This is a genomic window from Rhizobacter sp. Root1238, assembly GCF_001425825.1.
In the GTDB taxonomy this organism is placed as follows: domain Bacteria; phylum Pseudomonadota; class Gammaproteobacteria; order Burkholderiales; family Burkholderiaceae_C; genus Rhizobacter.
This window is the reverse complement of sequence record NZ_LMDM01000047.1, coordinates 244,346-264,474: the sequence shown is the minus strand read 5'-3', so window position 1 is coordinate 264,474 and position 20,129 is coordinate 244,346. Positions and strand designations below refer to the sequence as shown.

Sequence of the window (20,129 nt, the reverse complement as noted above, 5' to 3'; positions counted from 1 at the left end):
CCAGCCAGCTCCGGCGCCCCCTCCTTATTGGCGCGCCACAGCCTCCCCACCCGCGCCTTTGCSGGCACCGCTCGCTSTGTTGGGGGGAAAAGATTGAAGTGACCGACGAGCGTGCCGGCGCTCRCGTGCTYGTCGGTCACTTCAATCTTTTCCCCCCAAACAAGCGCGGYGGGTGTTGAGCGGCGGGTGAGGGGATGGGCTGGGGGCGATTTCTGGGGCGACGGAGAAGATCGGCTTTGGGGATGGCGCGCGCAGCGCGCTTCGTGGACTGACTCATCGGCACTGTTTGACCACAGCGAACGAAGTGAGCGGAGGGAGTTTGCCGATGCATCCCCTTGGGGATGGCGCGCGCAGCGCGCTTCGTGGACTGACTCATCGGCACTGTTTGACCACAGCGAACGAAGTGAGCGGAGGGAGTTTGCCGATGCATCCCCAAAGCCGAGCTTCGCAGTGGAGTCGGCCGCCAGGCCGACCGCCCCAGCATGAGCCCCCAGCCCAGCCCCTCACCCGCCGCGACGCGCGCCGCACCGCGCAGGCTACGTAGCCTTCAGCAGCAGCCCATCCACACCGTACAGCCGCGCCAGCTCAGCCAGCTTCGCCGGTGCATTGCGCACCGCGAAGCCCTTGCCGAAGGCCTGGGCCAGCCGCTGGCATTCCAGCAGCACGGCCAGCGCCGCCGAATCGAATTGCGCGAGGCCCGAGGCATCCACCGTCACGGTGGGCTCGGACTGCGTCTTCACTTCCTGCTGCAAGGCCTGCGACAGCATGCGCTGCGTGTCGCGGGCCTCGCGCGTCGTCACGGTGGCGGGCAGCAGCAGCATGCGAACCTCAGCTCTTGCCGCCGCCGGCCGACTTGTTGCGCTCGATCAGCTTGGCGATCAGGCCGTCGATGCCACCGGCACCGATCTCCTGCGCGAAGCTGTTGCGGTAGTTCTCGACCAGCCACACGCCGAGCACGTTGACGTCATAGATCTTCCAGCCGTCAGCAGCCTTCTCGAGGCGATAGTCGAGCTGGATCGGATCGCCCTTGCCGCGGATCTCGGTGCGCACGATCACCTCGGTGTCCGTCGGCGTCGATCGCATCGGCTTCAGCTGCACCGTCTGGTCGCGCACCTGCGCGAGCGCACCGGAATACGTGCGCACCAGCAGCGTCTTGAACTCGTCCTGCAGCTTCTTCTGCTGCTCGGGCGTGGCCTGGCGCCAGTAGCGGCCGACGGCCGAGGCCGTCATGCGCTGGAAGTTGACATGCGGCATCACCTTGGCTTCGACCAGCGCCGAGACCTTCTGCACGTCACCGGCCTGGATCGACTTGTCGGCCTTGGCCGCATCGAGCACCTCGGACGACACCTGCTTGACGAGCTGGTCCGGCGCCTGCTGTGCGAACGTGGCGGCACTGGCCACCAGCAGCGTGGCGGCGGAGATCCATCTGACGATTTGTCGGCTGAGCATCTGTGGTTCCTTTCTGGGAAGAGCCTCGCAACTCGGTGCGGGCACGTTAACCGGAGTTCGCGGCGTCTGCGCCGCTGCCCGGTATGACCTCAACGGCGACGGGTGTCTGCCGGTTGGCCGCCGGATCGTTTCCGGCAGGTGAAGTTCATGGCTTGGGTCCCGACGCAGGCGCCGCCGGTGCAGGTGCGGAAGCCCCGGCAGCCGCGGCCGCAGGCGCATTGGCAGGCACCTCGTCCTGATCGTAGCGTTCGTCCTTCGACTCCGGCACCTCGCCGTCGTAGACGAGGCTGCGTCGGCGCTGCAGGTAGGCATCGCGGATGAAGGTGTACTTGTCGAGTGCAATATCGTCGAGCATGCCGGTCGCACCGAGCAGCGCAGCACGCTCGTTCACGAAGCCGACGCCGACCACGGCGTAGCGGGCCAGGCTGTCGTTGAAAGCCAGCGCAGGCGACACCGAGCGGTCGACCGGCAGCGCGAACGAATCGCGCAGCGTGGACGGCCCGAAGAACGGCCACACCACGTACGGGCCCGCGGGCACGCCCCAGCGGCCGAACGTCTGCCCGAGGTCCTCGTTGTGCCGGTCCAGCCCCATCTCGGTCGCGACGTCGAAGAAGCCACCGAGGCCGAAGATCGTGTTGGTGGTCACGCGCATCACGTCCTGCATGCCGTCGTTGACCTTGCCCTGCAGCACGTTGTTGAACGCCGACCACAGGTCCGACACGTTGCCAAAGATGTTGCTGATGCCACGGCGCGTCGGCTGCGGCACGACATCGCGGTAGGTGGTGGCCACCGGCTTCAGCACCGCGGTGTCGAGCGTGTCGTTGAAGTTGTAGACCTTGCGGTTCCAGCTTTCCCACGGGTCGACGCGCTGCACCGGCTTGCCGTCGGGGCCGGGCGCGGTGGTCGCGCAGCCGGTCAGCAACGCGAGCCACGCCAGCGCGAGGCCGGCGAACGCCAGCCGCAGCACATGCAGCGTGCGCAGGTTCACTTCTTCGCTCCGCTGGCCGGTGCCGCCGCGGCGGCCGGCGCGCCGGAATCGGCGGCCTTGCTGTACAGGAACTGGCTGATCAGGTTCTCGAGCACCACCGCCGATTGCGTCTGGCTGATGACGTCGCCGGCTGCGAGGTTCTTCTCTTCGGCGCCGGCCTCGAGGCCGATGTACTGCTCGCCGAGCAGGCCCGACGTGAGGATCTTGGCCGAGCTGTCCTTCGGGAACGCGAACTTCTTCTGCAGCTGCAGCACGACGCGCGCCTGGTAGCTCTTGTCGTCGAAGCCGATCGACTCGACCCGGCCCACGACCACGCCGGCGCTCTTGACCGCCGCACGCGGCTTCAGCCCACCGATGTTGTCGAACTTGGTGATCACCGTGTAGGTCTCATCGAAGTTCAGGCTCAGCAGGTTGCCGGCCTTCAACGCGAGAAACAACACCGCTGCCGCGCCGATCAGCACGAACAGGCCCACCCACACATCGTGACGAGATTTCTGCATCGTCGCCTCTTTCTTCAAATCGAGAACATCATGGCCGTGAGCACGAAATCGAGCCCCAGCGTTGCAAGCGATGCCATCACGACGGTGCGCGTGGTGGCGGCGGAAACGCCTTCAGGCGTCGGCTTGCAGTTGTAGCCCTGCAGCAGCGCGATGAAGGTGACGGTGAAACCGAAGACGACGCTCTTGATCACGCCGTTGCCGACGTCGGCCCAGACGTCGACCCCGCCCTGCATCTGCGACCAGAACGAGCCTTCGTCGATGCCGATCAGCGGCACCGCGACCAGCCAGCCGCCGATGATGCCGACCGCGCTGAACACCGCCGCCAGGAACGGCATCGCGATCACGCCGCCCCAGAAGCGCGGTGCGAGCACGCGCTTGACCGGGTCGACCGCCATCATCTCCATCGCGGCAAGCTGCTCGCCGGCCTTCATCAGGCCGATCTCGGCCGTCAGCGAGGTGCCGGCGCGGCCGGCGAACAGCAGTGCGGTGACGACCGGGCCCAGTTCGCGCACCAGCGACAACGCGACCAGCAGGCCCACCGCCTCGGCCGAGCCGTAGCGCTGCAGCGTGTAGTAGCCCTGCAGCGCCAGCACGAAGCCGACGAAGAGACCCGACACCGTGATGATCGACAACGAGCGGTTGCCGAGGAAGAACACCTGGTCGCTGACCAGGCGCGGGCGCGCGAAGCTCGCGCTGCCGAGACCGCCGAGCCGGAAGAACAGGCGCGCAGCGTCGCCGATGCCGGCGAGCTTGCTGCGCACCGCGAAGCCGATGTCGGCGGGGTTGTACCAGCTCATCGGGCCGCTCCTGCGCCGAAGTCTTCTTCGACCGACACGGCCGGGTAGTGGAAGCGCACCGGCCCGTCGGTCTGCGCGTTGACGAACTGCTGCACCAGCGGGTCGTCGCTCGCGCGCATCTCGGCCGGAGAGCCCTGCGCCGCGATCTTGCCGTTGGCGACGAACACGATGTGGTCGGCGATCAGGAAGGTCTCGGCCACGTCGTGCGAGACGACGATGCTGGTGACGCCGAGCGCGTGGTTCAGGTCCTTGATCAGCGTCGCCGCGACGCTCATCGAAATCGGGTCGAGGCCGGCGAACGGCTCGTCGTACATGATCAGGTCGGGGTCGAGCGCGATCGCGCGCGCCAGCGCGACGCGACGCGCCATGCCGCCGGACACCTGCGACGGCAACAGGTCGCGCGCACCGCGCAGGCCGACCGCGTTGAGCTTCATCAGCACCAGGTCGCGGATCATCGACTCGCCGAGGTTGGTGTGCTCGCGCAGCGGGAACGCGACGTTGTCGAACACCGACAGGTCGGTGAACAGCGCGCCGAACTGGAACAGCATGCCCATGCGCCGGCGCATCGTGTGCAGGCCCTGCGCATCGAGCGTCGCGATGTCGACACCGTCGAACAGCACCTGGCCCTTGATCGGCTGCAGCTGGCGCCCGATCAGGCGCAGCACCGTGGTCTTGCCCCCGCCCGAAGTACCCATCAGCGCGAGCACCTTGCCGCGCGGCACGCTGAGGTTGACGTTCTCGAGGATGATCCGGTCGCCGTAGCCGCATGTGACATCACGCAGCTCGATCAGGACAGGCACGGCTGGCGCCGCGGTTGGGGGGGTCGACATGGATCGGAACCGGCGGCCCGTTGGGGCGGACGTCTGTAGCGAAGCCGCAATGATAGGGGAAAGCCCGCGCCCCTCGTTTCCGGCCCATTGTCCGGTTTCATCGACAGACGGCGACTTCCGCCTGATGTCCGGCGCCCGCCTTGCAGGATGCACCACAGATAATTTGCGCAGAGGAAGGACCCATGGCCACCACACACCCCAACACAAATTACAGCATGCGACACAGCCGGCGCGCGCGCGGCGTGACCTTGATCGAACTGCTGGTCACCCTGGTGGTCATGGCCGTGCTGGTCACCGTCGCCGCCCCGTCGTTCAGCCGGTTGATCGCATCGAACCGGCTGACGAGCCAGACCAACGAATTCATCCTCGCGCTGAACCTGGCGCGCTCCGAGGCCACGCGGCGCGGGCAGCCGGTGACGCTGCTGGCCACGGCCACTGCCAGCCCGGTGTTCCAGTCCGGCTGGCAGATTTTCACCGACGCCGACGGCGACGGCGCCAAGGGATCGACCGCCACGGACGGCAGCGTGCTCCGCGAAAGCGCGGCAGCGACGGGCAACACGACGATCACGCGCGTGACGAAGAGCGGCTCCACTTACTCCACGGCCACCGCCAGCGACACGCCCGACCGCATGTCCCTGACGTTCAACGCCCTCGGAGGCAAGCTGTCCGGCGCGATCGCCTACTTCAAGGTCTGCGACTCGTCCATCTCGTCGCTGCCGGGCCGCGTCATCCAGGTGTCGCTGGTCGGCCGGGCCTCCCTCTATGCCAACAACGTTTCCTGCCCGTGACAAGGACTGGACTGACATGAAGCTGAATCGCAGCCTCCGCCAACGGCGCCAATCGGGCGTCAGCATGATCGAACTGCTGGTCGCGTTCGTGATCTTCTCGTTCGGCATGCTGGGCCTCGCCGGTCTGCAGAGCCGGACCCTCTCGTACAACCAGAGTTCGCTGTTCCGTTCTCAGGCCACCGCGCTGGCGGACGACATCCTCGACCGCATGCGCGTCGACCGCGACAACGCGCTGGCCCAGCGGTGGAACACCGAACTCGCCAGCACGTCGTCGTCGATCACGCCGCTCACCTTCATCTACCAGACGGACCTGAAGGACTGGAAGCAACAGATCGAAGCCTTGCTGCCGGACGGCAAGGGCCGCATCGCCGTCGCGGCCGATCGGTCGGTGACGATCGAGATCGAGTGGCTCGACAACCGCACCGCGGATTCGCCGCGCCAGAGTTTCACCACCGTGAGCCGGTTTTGAAAGGGCTTCCCATGACATTGCAGACTTCCGCGCCGCCGCGGCTGCGCCAAGCCGGCTTCTCGCTGGTCGAAATGATGGTGGCCCTGACGCTGGGCCTCGTGCTGACCGGCGTGATGACCGCCGTCTACCTGACGAGCAAGAGCGCCACGCGCCGTGTCGACCAGCTGAGCACGCTGCAGCAGAACGTGCGGCTGGCCTTCCAGTTCCTGTCGTCGGACGCGCGCATGGTGGGCTACCAGGGCTGCTTCACGAACCGCACTTCCGGCTTCACGAACTCGCTGGCGGTCGGCCTGGGCACCAACTTCGCGGTCGGCGTCGAAGGCTACAAGTACAACATCGCCGGATCGGCGTTGACGCTGAGCAGCAGCAACCCGGCGGATACCACCACGGCCACCTCGTGGGTGACCAACACCGCCGGGACCAGCAACACCATCCCGGTCACGTCGATCTCCAGCGTCGGCCTGACGCCCGGCAGCGACGTGCTCGTGATCCGGACAGTGTCCGGAGCCCCCATCCGCCTCACCGCCGCAGCCGTGGGTTCGGCCACGTCAGTGAGCATCGAGGACAACGGCGCACCCGGAAAGTGCCGCGACGGCACGACCAGCAAGGTGTCGGGCCTGTGCACCGGCAGCTATGCGTTGATCGCCAACTGTTCGAGCGCCCAGGCGTTCCAGGTCTCTTCCGCCGCAACCACGCTGGGCGTGACCGGCGGCTTGAACGCCAGCAACGTCTATCCGCAGGCCTCCACCGAGGTGTTTCCGCTGCAGACCGTCGTCTACTACGTCAGGAGCTCGGGCAGCGGCACCGGTACGTCGCTCTACCGGCGCACCTTCGACGGCGACCAGACGTCGGTGCCCGGGGTGGATGCCGGCGTCGAGCAGGAACTGATCGAAGGCGTCGAGAACCTGCAGGTGCGCTTCGGCCTGGACACCACGACCGAGCCCGACGGCGTCATCGACGGCACTTACGTGGCAGCGAACGCGGTCGGCGACTGGTCGCGCGTCATCGCGGTGCGCATGAGCCTGTTGACCCACGGCCCTGCTGCCGCGGAAGCCGATGTGACGTTGCCTGCCACCGGCAAGGTGGGCGACGTCACCGTCACCTACCCGACCACCGGAACGCGCTTCGACCGTCGCGTGTTCAGCACCACGGTCGCCGTCCGCAACAAGATCACCTACGCGTCGCCATGAAACTCAAGACCCTGAAGGCCGCCCGTCCCCAGCAGGGCGCGATCCTGATCATCATGATGGTGATGCTGGTGCTGATCACGCTGATCACCGTGTCGAGCCTGCGCTCGACCGCGCTGGACGAGCGCATGGCCGGCAACGCACGCGACCGCAACAAGGCCTTGCAGGCTGCCGAAGCAGCCGTCCGGGCCTGCCTGCTGCAGGCAACCTCGTCGCCGCCCACCTACCCGGCCAACAAGATCCTGCTGCCGACCTCTCCGCCGACGGCGGCCAACTGGGACACCGACGCCACGTGGACCGCCAGCGGCGTCGACGTGACGATGACGGGGGCGGGCCTGGCGTCCGACCCGCGCTGCCTGGTCGAGAACATCGGCGGCGGCACCAGTTTCAGGGTCACTGCACGCGCGGTCGGCGGCTCGGACCTCAGCATCGTGATGCTGCAAGCCACTTATTCGGCGGACTGAGCGCAAGCCCGGTCGCCCCAACGGAGAACGATGATGAAAACCCCTTCCCGCCACTGGATGCAGCCGAAGCGCGTCGTCGCCGCGGTGATCCTGGAAGTGCTGCTGGCGCACGCCGCGTTTCCCGCCTATGCGACGGTCTCGCAGATCCCCGGCATCTATGTGCCGCCGCCGTTGCCCAACGTGATGTACACGCTGGACGATTCCGGCTCGATGACCTCCGACGCGATCCCGGACTTCGTCCGCTGCACCGCCGGCATGCCCAACAGTTCGTCGCTGACCGACAGCTCCAATTGCGGTACACGCAACGAGGCTGGCAACGGCTCGCAGCTGCCGTCGATGTGGAAAAACGGTTCCGGATACCTGGCGACCACCTACTACCGAAGCGACAACGCCATCGCGCGCTACATGCGTTCGTCGTCGGGCAACCCGCTCTACTACAACCCGAAGGTGACCTACCTGCCCTGGCCGGACGCGTCGGACGACACGAAGCGCATGGCCAATGCCAACGTCAAGGCGGTCAACATCGACGCGCTGGATCCGACACAGACCGGCCGCCAGCTCGACCTGACCGTGCAGCGAGGCAACGTCGGCTCCACCAGCCAGGCCGACAGCTACTGGCTCGCAACGTACTACGTCTACACCGACGACGTGGCGAACCCGCTGCCTGCGGCCAACCCGAACACGTCGCTCAACATGGAGACGAAGTTCGTCAAATACGAAGTGAAGCCCGGCGTCGCCGCTTACCCGCGCGACGCCGCGCGCAGCGATTGCAGCGGTGCTACCTGCACCTACGACGAAGAACTGCAGAACTTCGCCAACTGGCTGCAGTACTACCGCAGCCGCATGCTGATGGCCAAGGGTGGCGTGTCGGCGGCTTTCGCGCTGCAAGGCACGAACCTGCGCGTCGGCTTCACGACCATCAACAGGAACAGCTCCGACCCGCGCCGGCCCGTGGCCCAATTCAGCGGCACCAACCGCAGCGGGTTCTACGGCGAGCTCTACAAGATCGGCAACAACGGCAGCACGCCGTTGCGCGAGGCGATGGACAACGTCGGCAAGTACTTCCAGGGCACGGCGACCACGAGCCCATGGGCCGAGGACACGTCCAAGCTGGCGGGAAGCGCGGACTCATGCCGCCGCTCCTTCCACATCATGAGCACCGACGGCTTCTGGAACGGCGACGACGCCAGTTCCCCCGCCAACAACAACAACGACAACTTCACCGGTTCGACGCCGGTGCCGTACGGCGGCACGGTCGGCTACCCCTATACCGACACCGGCACCGCGGGGACGCTGGCGGGCCGCTTCTCGGTCAGCCCGTTCAACGACAACAACACCGCCAACGTCAACACGCTCGCCGACGTGGCGGCGTACTACTGGAAGACCGACCTGCAGACCGGCGTCGACAACCGGATCGCGGCCTCGACCCGTGACCCGGCCTTCTGGCAGCACCTGACCACCTTCACCGTCGGCCTGGGCATCAGCGGGACCGGCAAGGTGCGACCGAAGACCGCCGCGACCGACACCAATGCGCTCGGGCAGTACGTCGTGCCGCTGTCGACCTCGTCGACGTCTCCGTATTACCCGTACCGCGGGCAGACCTGGCTGTCGTCGCAAGGCCTGCGCGACCTGCTGGTGAACGACAAGATCGAGATGATCTGGTCCCACGCGACCGGCGACTCCGCCGAGACCGGCGACGACCTGATCCACGCGTCGATCAACGGGCACGGTCGCTATTTCTCGGCCACCAACCCGACCCAGCTGTCCGCCGGCATCGCGTCGGCGCTGAGCGAGGCCGTCAACCAGCGCCAGACCACCGCGAACCTCGAAACCAGCAGCAGCTCAGCGGCCGCGGGCACCCAGGTGTTCCAGGGGATCTACAACCCCTATGGCTGGGCCGGTCGCCTGTACTCGTTTCCGCTCGCACTCGACGGTACGGTGGACACCGACCCGACGAAGGCGAACTGGGAAGTGTCCAAGGCGATGCCGACGCCCGCCAATCGCAACATCTTCACCTGGAATCCGCTCGCATCGCCGAAGGTCGCCGCGCCGTTCACCTGGGCGGGCCTCAACGGCACGCAGCGCACCGCGCTCGGCAACGACCAGAACGTGCTCGACTGGTTGCGCGGCAGCGACGCGAAGGAGGCACAGAACGGTGGCGGGTTGCGCGACCGCGTGCGCGACACCGCCACCGGCGGCGTGCTGGGCGACATCGTCGGCGGCAGCCCGATCAAGGGCCCCGATGACGGTGGCGGCTACCAACGCATGAAGGCCGGTGTGCCAGGCCAGGACAGCTATGCGGCATTCCGCTCCTCCACGTCGACCGCGCTGGACAACATGCGCTCGACGCTGTTCTTCGGTGCGAACGACGGCATGCTGCACGCAGTCAATACCGCCAACGGCGTCGAGCGCTTTGCCTTCGTGCCCAACTCCGTCTTCACCGTGCCTCGCACGCTGTACTCGGGTAGCGTGCAGACGGTGCAGAAGCTGAAGACGTTGAGCGACCCGTCCTACAGCCACCTGTTCACCGTGAACGGTCCGCCGCAGCTCGCCGATGCCTTCGTCGGCGCCTCCGTCCCGTCGTGGAAGACGGTGCTGGTGGGCTCCACCGGTGCCGGCGCGCGCTCGGTGTTCGGGGTGGACGTCACCAACCCGGCCGTCGGTACCGGCGGGTTCGGTACCAGCAACATCATGTGGGAGTTCTCCGGCGACGACAGCACCAACACGAGCGCCGGCTACATGGGGAGCGTGATCGCCTACCCGCACGTGGCACAGATGCGCGACGGCACCTGGGTGGCGATGTTCGGTAACGGCTACGACAGCGCCAATGGACAGGCGACGCTGTTCCTGCTGAACCTGCAGACCGGTGCGATCGTTTGGCAGCAGCCGGTCGGTGCCACCGGCATCGGCAACGGCCTCAGCCAGCCGAACTTCGTGCTGAACGGGAACCGCGAAGTCACGGCCATCTACGCCGGCGACCTGAAGGGCAACCTGTGGAAGTTCGACGTGGACGATGCGGTCCGCTCCAACTGGAAGGTCGCGTTCAGCGGCCAGCCGCTGTTCGCCGGCAGCGCCAACCAGCCGATCACGGTCATGCCGGAGATCAGTTTCCACACGAGCGCCGGTGGCCAGCTCATCACGTTCGGCACCGGCAAGCTCTACGAAACGGAAGACACCGCCAGCACCGTCGCGACGAACGTCAACCTGAACACCCAGGCCATCTACGGCATCTGGGACAAGCCGGGGGCGACCGCCGGCATCAGCGGCAACTCGACGCTGGTGGCGCAGACCGTGGCGGCGAGCAGCTTCCCCTCATTCCAGGGCACCAGCTCGAACACCGTCGACTGGGCGACCAAGCGTGGCTGGTACCTCAACCTGACCGCAGGAAGCGGCGAACGGGTCAACGTGAATCCGCAGCAGCAAGGGCGCGTGTTGTTCGTGGTCGCCAACACGCCGTCGACCCAGCCGTGCAGTGCCGGCGGCATCGCGCGCATCTTCACACTGGACCCGATCACCGGCCAGGCCCCCACCTTCAGCGTGTTCGACGCCAACCGCGACAACTCGATCAACAGTTCCGATGTGGGCGCGAACGTGCGCCAGGTCGCCGGCGGCATCCTGTCGCTGCCGAAGATCCTCGGCAAGCAGAACGCCACCGGCATCACGCTCGAAGCAGCCACCAGCCGAGGCCAGACCGGCGCCAACCTGGGCGGCGTCGAGGTCAACAAGACCGTGCCGTGCACCGGCGGCGGCACCGGAACGCTGGTGGCCGGCGTCTCCGACACGACCACGGCCAGCGAGAGCGTCAAGACCTGCGACGGGAAGGCCCGCGTGACCTGGCGCCAGATCCGATGAGCCGCCACATCCACAGCACCGAGACTCCAGGGAACCTGATCATGCACCGCTACAGAACCAGCGCCGCCGGCTTCACCTTGATGGAGCTGATGATCACGGTGGCGATCGTCGGCATCCTCGCCGCCATCGCCTATCCGTCGTACTCCGAGCAAGTCGCCCGAAGCCGGCGCTCCGATGCCAAGGCGGCGTTGATGGACGCAGCGCACTGGATGGAGCGCCAGTACACGGTGAGCAGCAGCTATGCCGCCATCACCGATTCGTCGCTGCCGCCGTTGAGGTCGCCGCTGTCGAACTACTACACGCTGTCGCTCGGGACGGCTTCGGCAGCCTCGGCCCCGACCGCCTCCGCCTACTGGCTGCGGGTGGTGCCGAGGGGCACGATGAGCAACGACAGGTGCGGCACGATGTCGATCGACAGCAAGGGCCTGCCCACCGTGTCGGGCACGCCGGGTGTCGACGGCTGCTGGAACCGCTGAAGACACGAGAAGGGCGGAAGGCACTCGACGTGCCTGCCGCCCTCGCTGACGCGCCGACTCTTCCGGCTCAGCGCGGCAGGTCGCTCGTCCCCATCAGGAACTCGTCGACCGCACGGGCCGCCTGCCGCCCTTCGCGGATCGCCCACACCACCAGCGACTGGCCGCGTCGCACATCGCCGGCCGCGAACACCTTTGCGACGTTGGTGGCATAGCCACCGGTGAAGTCGGTGCCGGCGCGCGCGTTGCCGCGCGCATCCTTGTCGACGCCGAATGCATCGAGCACGCTCGCGACCGGGCTGACGAAGCCCATCGCCAGCAGCACCAGGTCGGCCGGCAGCGTCTGTTCGCTGCCCGGCACCTCGGTCATCTTGCCGCCCTGCCACTCGACGCGCACCGCCTTCAGCGCCTTCAGCCTGCCCTTGTCCTTGCCCTCGCCGCCGATGAACTCCTTGGTGGCGATCGCGAACTCGCGCTCGCAGCCTTCTTCATGGCTCGAGCTGGTGCGCAGCTTGATCGGCCAGTAGGGCCACACCAGCGGCTTGTTCTCCTGCTCGGGCGGCATCGGCAGCAGCTCGAACTGCGTGACGCTCTTCGCGCCGTGGCGGTTGCTGGTGCCGACGCAATCGCTGCCGGTGTCGCCGCCGCCGATCACGATCACGTGCTTGCCGTCGGCGCGCAGCTGGCTCTTCAGCTTGTCGCCGGCATTCAGCTTGTTCTGTTGCGGCAGGAACTCCATCGCGAAGTGCACGCCGTCGAGCTCGCGCCCCGGCACCGGCAGGTCGCGCGACTGCTCCGCGCCGCCGGCCAGCACGACCGCATCGAACTGCGCCTGCAGCTCGTCGGGCGTGATGCTCTCCTTCGCCCAGTTGGTCACCTTGCTGCCCTCGGGCAGCTTGCCGACGATCACGCCGGTGCGGAACTGCACGCCCTCGGCCTGCATCTGCTCGACGCGGCGATCGATGTGCGACTTCTCCATCTTGAAGTCGGGAATGCCGTAGCGCAGCAGGCCGCCGACGCGATCGTTCTTCTCGAACACCGTCACGTCATGGCCGACGCGCGCCAGCTGCTGCGCGGCGGCCAGACCGGCCGGGCCGGAGCCGACGATCGCGACCTTCTTGCCGGTCTTCGCCTTCGGCGGCCGCGCCGTGACCCAGCCTTCGGCCCACGCGCGGTCGATGATCGCGTGCTCGATGCTCTTGATCCCGACCGCGTCGTCGTTGACGTTCAGCGTGCAGGCCGCCTCGCACGGTGCGGGACAGATGCGCCCGGTGAACTCCGGGAAGTTGTTCGTCGAGTGCAGCACATCGATGGCATTGCGCCATTCGTTGCGGTACACGAGGTCGTTGAAGTCCGGAATGATGTTGTTGACCGGACAGCCGTTGTTGCAGAAGGGCGTGCCGCAATCCATGCAGCGCGCGGCCTGGATCTTCGACTCGTCCGCCTTGAGCCCGATCACGAACTCGTTGTAGTTCTTCAGGCGCGTCTGCACTGGCGCGTAGCCCTCTTCCAGGCGCTCGTACTCCATGAAGCCGGTGACTTTTCCCATGATCTCTTGCTACTCCGGTGGGTTGGGCTGGGCCTGGCTCAGGCCTTGGCGCCACTCTTGGACTTGGGGGCGCTCTTCTCGACGACCTTCGCCTTCGCGATCGTGTCGTCGGCCTGCTTCGCCGCGTTGATCTCGCCGAGCGCGCGCTTGTACTCGCTCGGGAAGACCTTCACGAACTTGCCGCGCGATTCGGCCCAGGTGTCGAGGATCTCGCGCGCACGCAGGCTGCCGGTCCAGCGGTGGTGGTCGTCGAGCAGCTTGCGCAGCGTCGCCTCGTCGGTCTGGCCGAGGTGCCACACCGCCTTGTCGACCGAGGCCTCCTGCTCGGCGGCCGGCAGCACCTTGTCGAGCTGCACCATCGCGGTGTTGCAGCGCTTGGCGAACTGGCCGTCTTCGTCGAACACATACGCGATGCCGCCGCTCATGCCGGCCGCGAAGTTGCGGCCGGTCCTGCCGAGCACCGCGACCGTGCCGCCGGTCATGTACTCGCAGCCGTGGTCGCCGGTGCCTTCGACGACCGCGGTCGCGCCCGACAGCCGCACCGCGAAGCGCTCGCCGGCGACGCCGCGGAAGAAGGCCTCGCCGCTGGTCGCGCCGTACAGCACGGTGTTGCCGACGATGATGTTGCGCGTCGCGTCGCCGCGGAAGTCGATGCTCGGGCGCACCACCACGCGGCCGCCCGACAAGCCCTTGCCGGTGTAGTCGTTCGCATCGCCGATCAGGTACAGCGTGATGCCCTTCGCGAGGAACGCGCCGAAGCTCTGGCCGCCGGTGCCCTCCATCTGCATGAAGATCGTGTGGTCGGGCAGGCCTTCAGGGTGGCGGCGCACCAGCTCGCCGGACAGCATCGCGCCGACCGTGCGGTTGACGTTGCGCGTCTCCTCCATGAACTGCACCTTCTCGCCGCGCTCGAGCGCCGGCAGGCACTTCTGGATCAGCTTCACGTCGAGCGCGCGTGCGAGGCCGTGGTCCTGTTCCTCGACCTGGCGGCGCGCCACGTCGGCCGGGGCCGTCGGCAGGTGGAAGATGCGCGAGAAATCGAGGCCGCGCGCCTTCCAGTGCGAGATGCCCTTGCGGGTGTCGAGCAGGTCGGCGCGGCCGACCAGGTCGTCGAACTTGCGGATGCCCAGCTGCGCCATGATCTGGCGCGCTTCTTCGGCGATGAAGAAGAAGAAGTTGACGACGTGCTCGGGGCGGCCCTGGAATTTCTTGCGCAGCACCGGGTCCTGCGTGGCCACGCCGACCGGGCAGGTGTTCAGGTGGCACTTGCGCATCATGATGCAACCCTCGACCACCAGCGGCGCGGTCGCGAAGCCGAACTCGTCGGCACCGAGCAGCGCGCCGATCACGACGTCGCGTCCGGTCTTCATCTGGCCGTCGGCCTGCACCCGCACGCGGCCGCGCAGCCGGTTCAGCACCAGCGTCTGCTGCGTCTCGGCCAAGCCCAGCTCCCACGGCGTGCCGGCGTGCTTGATCGAGCTCCACGGCGAGGCACCGGTGCCGCCATCGTGGCCGGCGATCACGATGTGGTCGGCCTTGGCCTTGGCCACGCCGGTCGCGATGGTGCCCACACCCACTTCGGACACCAGCTTCACGCTGATGCTGGCACGCTGGTTCGCGTTCTTCAGGTCGTGGATCAGCTGCGCCAGGTCTTCGATCGAATAGATGTCATGGTGCGGCGGCGGCGAGATCAGGCCGACGCCCGGCACCGAGTAGCGCAGGAAACCGATGTAGTCGGTGACCTTGCCGCCCGGCAGCTGGCCGCCCTCGCCCGGCTTCGCGCCCTGCGCCATCTTGATCTGGATCTGGTCGGCCGACGACAGGTACTCGGCCGTGACGCCGAAGCGGCCCGATGCCACCTGCTTGATCTTCGAGCGCAGCGAGTCGCCCTCTTGCAGCTCGTAATCGGCCTCGATCACCTTGTTCGCGATCACGTCGCTGACCTTGGTGCCGGCACTGATCTTGATGCCCTTCAGTTCGTTGCGGTAGCGCGCCGGGTCTTCGCCGCCTTCGCCGGTGTTCGACTTGCCGCCGATGCGGTTCATCGCGACTGCCAGCGTCGCGTGGGCCTCGGTGGAGATCGAGCCGAGCGACATCGCGCCGGTCGCGAAGCGCTTGACGATCTCGGCCGCCGATTCGACCTCGTCGAGCGGGATCGCCTTGGCCGGATCGACCTTGAACTCGAACAGCCCGCGCAGCGTCATGTGGCGGCGCGACTGGTCGTTCACCAACTGGGCGTATTCCTTGTAGGTGTCGAACTTGTTCGCGCGCGCGCTGTGCTGCAGCTTCGCGATCACGTCCGGCGTCCACATGTGCTCTTCGCCGCGCACGCGCCAGGCGTATTCGCCGCCGGCGTCGAGCATGTTCTCGAGCACCGGGTCGTCGCCGAAAGCGGCGCGGTGCATGCGGATCGCCTCTTCGGCGACCTCGAACACGCCGATGCCGCCGACCTGGCTCGCGGTGCCGCGGAAGTACTTGTCGATCAGCGCCTTGTCGAGGCCGATCGCCTCGAAGATCTGCGCGCCGCAATACGACATGTAGGTCGAGATGCCCATCTTGGACATGATCTTCGACAGCCCCTTGCCGATCGCCTTCACGTAGTTGTAGATGGCCTTGTCGGCCGACAGCTCGCCCGGCAGCTCCTTGTGCAGGCCGATCAGCGTTTCCATCGCGAGGTACGGGTGCACCGCCTCGGCGCCGTAGCCGGCCAGCACCGCGAAGTGATGCACCTCGCGCGCCGAACCGGTCTCGACCACCAGGCCCGCGGTGGTGCGCAGGCCCTCGCGCACCAGGTGCTGGTGGATCGCCGACAACGCGAGCAGCGCGGGGATCGCGACGTGGCCGCGGTCCATCGCGCGGTCGCTGATGATCAGGATGTTGTGTCCGCTCTTCAGCGCGTCGACGCTTTCGGCGCACAGCGACGCGAGCTTCGCCTCGACACCTTCGTCGCCCCAGGCCAGCGGGTAGGTGATGTCGATCACGTGGCTCTTGAACTTGCCGCGCGTGAGCTTCTCGATCTCGATCAGCCGTTCCATGTCGGCAAAGTCGAGGATCGGCTGCGACACCTCGAGGCGCATCGGCGGGTTCACCGCGTTGATGTCGAGCAGGTTCGGCTTCGGGCCGATGAACGACACCAGAGACATCACGACCGCCTCGCGGATCGGGTCGATCGGCGGGTTCGTGACCTGCGCGAACAGCTGCTTGAAGTAGTTGTACAGCGGCTTGTTCTTGTCCGACAGCACCGCGAGCGGCGAGTCGTTGCCCATCGAGCCGGTGCCTTCCTCGCCGGCCTGCGCCATCGGGCTCAGCAGGAACTTGATGTCTTCCTGGGTGTAGCCGAAGGCCTGCTGGCGGTCGAGCAGCGATTCGCCGAATTCGCGCGGCTCGCCGGTCAGCTCGATCGAGTCGAGGCGGATGCGCACGTTCTCGATCCACTGGCGGTACGGCTTGGCGAGCGCGAACTGGTTCTTCAGTTCCTCGTCGTCGATGATGCGGCCCTGGTCGAAGTCGATCAGGAACATCTTGCCGGGCTGCAGCCGCCACTTCTTGACGATCTTGTTCTCCGGAATCATCGGCAGCACGCCGGATTCGGAGGCCATCACGACCAGGTCGTCGTCGGTGACGATGTAGCGCGACGGGCGCAGGCCGTTGCGGTCGAGCGTGGCGCCGATCTGGCGACCGTCGGTGAACACCATCGAGGCCGGGCCGTCCCACGGTTCCATCATCGCCGCGTGGTACTCGTAGAAGGCGCGGCGGCGCTCGTCCATCGTCGCGTGCTGCTCCCAGGCCTCGGGGATCATCATCATCGCCGCATGGGCGAGCGAATAGCCGCTCATCGTCAGCAGCTCGAGCGCGTTGTCGAACGTGGCGGTGTCGGACTGGCCTTCGAACGTGATCGGGTAGAGCTTGTCCAGGTCGTCGCCGAGCACCGGCGACTTCATCACGCCTTCGCGGGCGCGCATCCAGTTGAAGTTGCCCTTGACGGTGTTGATCTCGCCGTTGTGCGCCACCATCCGGTACGGGTGGGCCAGCGGCCATTCGGGGAAGGTGTTGGTCGAGAAGCGCTGGTGCACCAGCGCCAGCGCCGACATCACGCGCGGGTCCTGCAGGTCCTTGTAGTACTTGCCGACCTGGTCGGCCAGCAGCAGGCCCTTGTAGATGATGGTGCGGCAGCTCATGCTGGGCACGTAGTACTCGCGGCTGTGCGTGAGCTTCAGGCGCTGGATCGCGCTCGACGCCGTCTTGCGGATCACGTAGAGCTTGCGCTCCAGCGCGTCCTGCACGATCACGTCGGGACCGCGGCCGATGAAGATCTGGCGCAGCACCGGCTCCTTCGCGCGCACCGTCGGCGACATCGGCATGTCGGCGTCGACCGGCACTTCGCGCCAGCCCAGCACCACCTGACCTTCGGCCCGCACCGCGCGCTCGAGCTCCTGCTCGCAGGCCAGGCGCGACGCATGCTCCTTCGGCATGAAGATCATGCCGACGCCGTACTCGCCGGGCGGCGGCAACTCGACGCCGAGCGCCGCCATCTCGGCGCGGTAGAACTCGTCGGGGATCTGGATCAGGATGCCGGCGCCGTCGCCCATCAGCTTGTCGGCACCGACCGCGCCGCGGTGGTCGAGGTTCTCCAGGATCTTCAGGCCTTGCGCGACGATGCTGTGCGCCTTGTGGCCCTTGATGTGGGCCACGAAGCCGACGCCGCAGGCATCGTGCTCGTGCGCCGGGCTGTACAGCCCGCCCTCGGCCGCGTGCTGCAGTTCAGCGGCGTCGGCGGCTGTTGCGGAAGCTGCCCCACCTTGGTCGGCCTGGGTCATGGCGTTCTCCGTCCGGAAATCTGGAATGGGCCGAAGAATACTGCAGCGCAGCAAGAGCTTCAATCGAATTAAATAGGGTCAGAAACCTTTTATTGAACCAGCATTGAGTGGCAACAATTAAATAGGGGCAGATCAAGCGGACGTTTTAGGGGGGCGTCCGCGGGGCCGCGCCGCCAAGCGACGGCTCGTCAGCTGCGACAGGTCGTCAAGGAAAGCGCCCTCGCCGAGCGGCCAGCCTTGGCTGACGGCACGCCGGAAACGGTCAGCCTCGGCGGACGAAGTGCCTTGCTCGAACCAGGCCTTGTATTTCATCTCTCGATCGAAGGGTGTATTTCCCAGGGCCCAGTAGAGAGGGTGGTCGCTCACTGCGTGATCGATGGCCTGCCCGAGGTGATGGGCCGCGCTCGACGCGCGCAGGTCCGGCGCGACCGACTCGACATAGCGCATCGCGGCCAGCAGATGCGGCTCCCCGTCGATCGGCACGGCGCGGAAGCGGCCGTCCCACAAGCTGCCGGAGCGTGCATGGCGGCGGTTGAAGGCCTGGCCATGCTGGCGGCCGAGCGCCTGCATCAGGCGGCTCAGCGAGTCGGCGGCGGCCGGCGTCGCCAGCAGGTGCACCTCGCCGGCCGCCAGCCCGTAGGCATGGACCGCAACGCCGCTCGCCTTCGCGCCGTCGGCCAGCAGGCGCAGGAAACCCTGCGTGTCCGCCTCGTCGAGGAACACCGGCTGGCCGTTGTGGCCACGCTGCTGCACCAGGTGCGGGTGGCCGGGAATGCACAGCCGGGCAAGGCGCGCCATGGCTCAGTCGAACAGGCGGCGACCCGTCAGCCGTTCATGCTCGCGCAGCGCGTACCGGTCGGTCATTCCGGCCACGTAGTCGGCCAGCTGGCGCAGCCCGGACGGTCGGGATTCGCCCGCCGGGATCCATTCGGACGGCGCTTCGCGGTAGATCGCGAACAGTTCGCGCACCACCCGCTTCGCGCGGTCGGTCGTCGCGACCACCTGCGGGTGCCGGTAGAGGTTGAGCCGCAGGAAGCGCTTCAGCTCGGTGCTGTCGGCCGCCATCCGGGCGCTGAAGCAGATCATCGCCGGGGCCTGGCGCACTTCTTCGACTGTGCGCGGCGCGTGCAGCGCAATCGCCGCGGCGCTGGCGGCGAGCACGTCATAGACCTGGGCCGACAGCATGCGGCGGATGCTCTCGAACAGCAGCCGCTTGCCGCGCAACCCGGGATGCTCGGCCAGCGATTCGGCCCTGTGCCGTGCGAACAGCGGCACCTCGTCGAGCTGTTCGAGCTTCAGCAATCCCGAACGCACGCCGTCGTCCACGTCGTGCGCGTTGTAGGCGATCTCGTCCGCCAGGTTGCACAGCTGCGCCTCCAGGCTCGGGCGCAGCCGCGCGATGAAGCGCCGCGCGACACCGTTCGGCTCCCTTGCTTCGAGCCGCGCGGCGGCCGGGCCGGAACAGTGCTTCAGGATGCCCTCGCGGGTTTCGAGCGTCAGGTTCAGGCCGTCGAATTGCGGGTAGCGCTCCTCGAGCGAATCGACGACGCGCAGGCTCTGCAGGTTGTGCTCGAACCCGCCGCTGCGCGGGTCGGCGTCGAGCAGGCAATCGTTCAGCGCATCCTGGCCCGCGTGGCCGAACGGCGTGTGCCCCAGGTCGTGGGCCAGCGCGATGGCCTCGACCAGGTCCTCGTTCAGCCCCAGGCTGCGGGCAATCGAGCGACCGAGCTGTGCCACTTCGAGCGAGTGCGTCAGCCGTGTCCGGAACAGGTCGCCTTCATGGTTCAGGAAGACCTGCGTCTTGTAGACCAGACGGCGGAAGGCGGTGCTGTGCACGATGCGATCGCGGTCGCGCTGGTAGTCGCTGCGGGTCGGTGCGGCCGGCTCGTGCAGCCTGCGACCGGCGCTGTGCGATGGATCGCAGGCGAAAGCTTGCCATCCGCCCGCCGGAAGCAAAGGCAACATC

At 67.2% G+C, this 20,129-nt stretch carries 16 protein-coding genes; 6 read left to right on the top strand and 10 right to left on the bottom strand.

Going from position 1 to position 20,129, the window contains the following annotated elements:
- Positions 1-536 precede the first annotated feature (536 nt).
- The 6 genes from ASC98_RS25285 to ASC98_RS25260 all read right to left on the bottom strand — a co-directional run bounded on the left by ASC98_RS25285 (position 537) and on the right by ASC98_RS25260 (position 4,564).
- The gene (locus ASC98_RS25285; protein WP_056817316.1) at positions 537-821 is read right to left on the bottom strand and encodes a lipid asymmetry maintenance protein MlaB; all 285 of its coding nucleotides are present in this window, start codon (positions 819-821) and stop codon (positions 537-539) included.
- A 7-nt stretch (positions 822-828) separates the two neighbouring features.
- Complete coding sequence (locus ASC98_RS25280; protein ID WP_056817314.1) at positions 829-1,449, bottom strand: phospholipid-binding protein MlaC; 621 nt, start codon at positions 1,447-1,449, stop codon at positions 829-831.
- A 145-nt stretch (positions 1,450-1,594) separates the two neighbouring features.
- The gene (locus ASC98_RS25275) at positions 1,595-2,437 is read right to left on the bottom strand and encodes a VacJ family lipoprotein (protein WP_157598198.1); all 843 of its coding nucleotides are present in this window, start codon (positions 2,435-2,437) and stop codon (positions 1,595-1,597) included.
- Positions 2,434-2,937 (bottom strand): outer membrane lipid asymmetry maintenance protein MlaD, encoded by a 504-nt coding sequence (gene mlaD / locus ASC98_RS25270; protein WP_056817501.1) that lies wholly within the window; start codon positions 2,935-2,937, stop codon positions 2,434-2,436. Before mlaD ends, ASC98_RS25275 begins: the two co-directional genes overlap by 4 nt.
- A gap of 14 nt (positions 2,938-2,951) precedes the next feature.
- Positions 2,952-3,734 (bottom strand): lipid asymmetry maintenance ABC transporter permease subunit MlaE, encoded by a 783-nt coding sequence (mlaE, locus tag ASC98_RS25265; RefSeq protein ID WP_056817312.1) that lies wholly within the window; start codon positions 3,732-3,734, stop codon positions 2,952-2,954.
- Complete coding sequence (locus ASC98_RS25260) at positions 3,731-4,564, bottom strand: ABC transporter ATP-binding protein (RefSeq protein WP_056817310.1); 834 nt, start codon at positions 4,562-4,564, stop codon at positions 3,731-3,733. The genes mlaE and ASC98_RS25260 overlap by 4 nt, the downstream gene beginning before the upstream one ends.
- A 182-nt stretch (positions 4,565-4,746) precedes the next feature.
- Here ASC98_RS25260 and ASC98_RS25255 point away from each other — a divergent pair, with 182 nt between their 5' ends.
- From ASC98_RS25255 to ASC98_RS25230, 6 genes are read left to right on the top strand one after another with little or no spacing between them, the layout of a single operon-like run.
- Positions 4,747-5,352 (top strand): GspH/FimT family pseudopilin, encoded by a 606-nt coding sequence (locus tag ASC98_RS25255; protein WP_082542217.1) that lies wholly within the window; start codon positions 4,747-4,749, stop codon positions 5,350-5,352.
- 16 nt (positions 5,353-5,368) lie between these two features.
- On the top strand, positions 5,369-5,821 hold the full coding sequence (gene pilV / locus ASC98_RS25250) for a type IV pilus modification protein PilV (RefSeq protein WP_056817306.1): 453 nt from the start codon (positions 5,369-5,371) through the stop codon (positions 5,819-5,821).
- Positions 5,822-5,832: 11 nt separating this feature from the next.
- Positions 5,833-7,011 carry a PilW family protein gene (locus tag ASC98_RS25245; RefSeq protein ID WP_056820547.1) on the top strand — a complete coding sequence of 393 codons (1,179 nt, stop codon included), beginning with the start codon at positions 5,833-5,835 and terminating at the stop codon, positions 7,009-7,011.
- The gene (locus tag ASC98_RS25240; RefSeq protein WP_056817303.1) at positions 7,008-7,472 is read left to right on the top strand and encodes a PilX N-terminal domain-containing pilus assembly protein; all 465 of its coding nucleotides are present in this window, start codon (positions 7,008-7,010) and stop codon (positions 7,470-7,472) included. Before ASC98_RS25245 ends, ASC98_RS25240 begins: the two co-directional genes overlap by 4 nt.
- 33 nt (positions 7,473-7,505) lie before the next feature.
- A complete protein-coding gene (locus ASC98_RS25235) occupies positions 7,506-11,324 on the top strand; it encodes a pilus assembly protein (RefSeq protein WP_157598199.1) in 3,819 nt (1,272 codons plus the stop codon).
- A 41-nt stretch (positions 11,325-11,365) separates the two neighbouring features.
- Positions 11,366-11,800: a type IV pilin protein gene (locus ASC98_RS25230; protein ID WP_056817298.1), complete on the top strand. Its 435-nt coding sequence runs from the start codon at positions 11,366-11,368 to the stop codon at positions 11,798-11,800.
- Positions 11,801-11,867: 67 nt separating this feature from the next.
- Here the strand turns inward: ASC98_RS25230 and ASC98_RS25225 are convergent, their stop codons facing one another.
- From ASC98_RS25225 to ASC98_RS25210, 4 genes are all read right to left on the bottom strand, one after another.
- Positions 11,868-13,346: a glutamate synthase subunit beta gene (locus tag ASC98_RS25225; protein WP_056817296.1), complete on the bottom strand. Its 1,479-nt coding sequence runs from the start codon at positions 13,344-13,346 to the stop codon at positions 11,868-11,870.
- 38 nt (positions 13,347-13,384) lie between these two features.
- Entirely contained in the window at positions 13,385-18,163 is a 4,779-nt protein-coding gene (locus ASC98_RS25220) for a glutamate synthase-related protein (protein ID WP_056817295.1), read from the bottom strand.
- 132 nt (positions 18,164-18,295) lie between these two features.
- Positions 18,296-18,961 carry a transposase gene (locus ASC98_RS25215; protein ID WP_056817294.1) on the bottom strand — a complete coding sequence of 222 codons (666 nt, stop codon included), beginning with the start codon at positions 18,959-18,961 and terminating at the stop codon, positions 18,296-18,298.
- A 3-nt stretch (positions 18,962-18,964) separates the two neighbouring features.
- Entirely contained in the window at positions 18,965-20,128 is a 1,164-nt protein-coding gene (locus tag ASC98_RS25210; protein ID WP_056817291.1) for a deoxyguanosinetriphosphate triphosphohydrolase, read from the bottom strand.
- Position 20,129: the final 1 nt, after the last annotated feature.

Coding starts and splice junctions, on each gene's coding strand:
- ASC98_RS25285 (WP_056817316.1), bottom strand. CDS start 821: ATGCTGCTGCTGCCCGCCACCGTGACGACGCGCGAGGCCCGCGACACG.
- ASC98_RS25280 (WP_056817314.1), bottom strand. CDS start 1,449: ATGCTCAGCCGACAAATCGTCAGATGGATCTCCGCCGCCACGCTGCTG.
- mlaD (WP_056817501.1), bottom strand. CDS start 2,937: ATGCAGAAATCTCGTCACGATGTGTGGGTGGGCCTGTTCGTGCTGATC.
- mlaE (WP_056817312.1), bottom strand. CDS start 3,734: ATGAGCTGGTACAACCCCGCCGACATCGGCTTCGCGGTGCGCAGCAAG.
- ASC98_RS25260 (WP_056817310.1), bottom strand. CDS start 4,564: ATGTCGACCCCCCCAACCGCGGCGCCAGCCGTGCCTGTCCTGATCGAG.
- ASC98_RS25255 (WP_082542217.1), top strand. CDS start 4,747: ATGGCCACCACACACCCCAACACAAATTACAGCATGCGACACAGCCGG.
- pilV (WP_056817306.1), top strand. CDS start 5,369: ATGAAGCTGAATCGCAGCCTCCGCCAACGGCGCCAATCGGGCGTCAGC.
- ASC98_RS25245 (WP_056820547.1), top strand. CDS start 5,833: ATGACATTGCAGACTTCCGCGCCGCCGCGGCTGCGCCAAGCCGGCTTC.
- ASC98_RS25240 (WP_056817303.1), top strand. CDS start 7,008: ATGAAACTCAAGACCCTGAAGGCCGCCCGTCCCCAGCAGGGCGCGATC.
- ASC98_RS25235 (WP_157598199.1), top strand. CDS start 7,506: ATGAAAACCCCTTCCCGCCACTGGATGCAGCCGAAGCGCGTCGTCGCC.
- ASC98_RS25230 (WP_056817298.1), top strand. CDS start 11,366: ATGCACCGCTACAGAACCAGCGCCGCCGGCTTCACCTTGATGGAGCTG.
- ASC98_RS25225 (WP_056817296.1), bottom strand. CDS start 13,346: ATGGGAAAAGTCACCGGCTTCATGGAGTACGAGCGCCTGGAAGAGGGC.
- ASC98_RS25220 (WP_056817295.1), bottom strand. CDS start 18,163: ATGACCCAGGCCGACCAAGGTGGGGCAGCTTCCGCAACAGCCGCCGAC.
- ASC98_RS25215 (WP_056817294.1), bottom strand. CDS start 18,961: ATGGCGCGCCTTGCCCGGCTGTGCATTCCCGGCCACCCGCACCTGGTG.
- ASC98_RS25210 (WP_056817291.1), bottom strand. CDS start 20,128: ATGTTGCCTTTGCTTCCGGCGGGCGGATGGCAAGCTTTCGCCTGCGAT.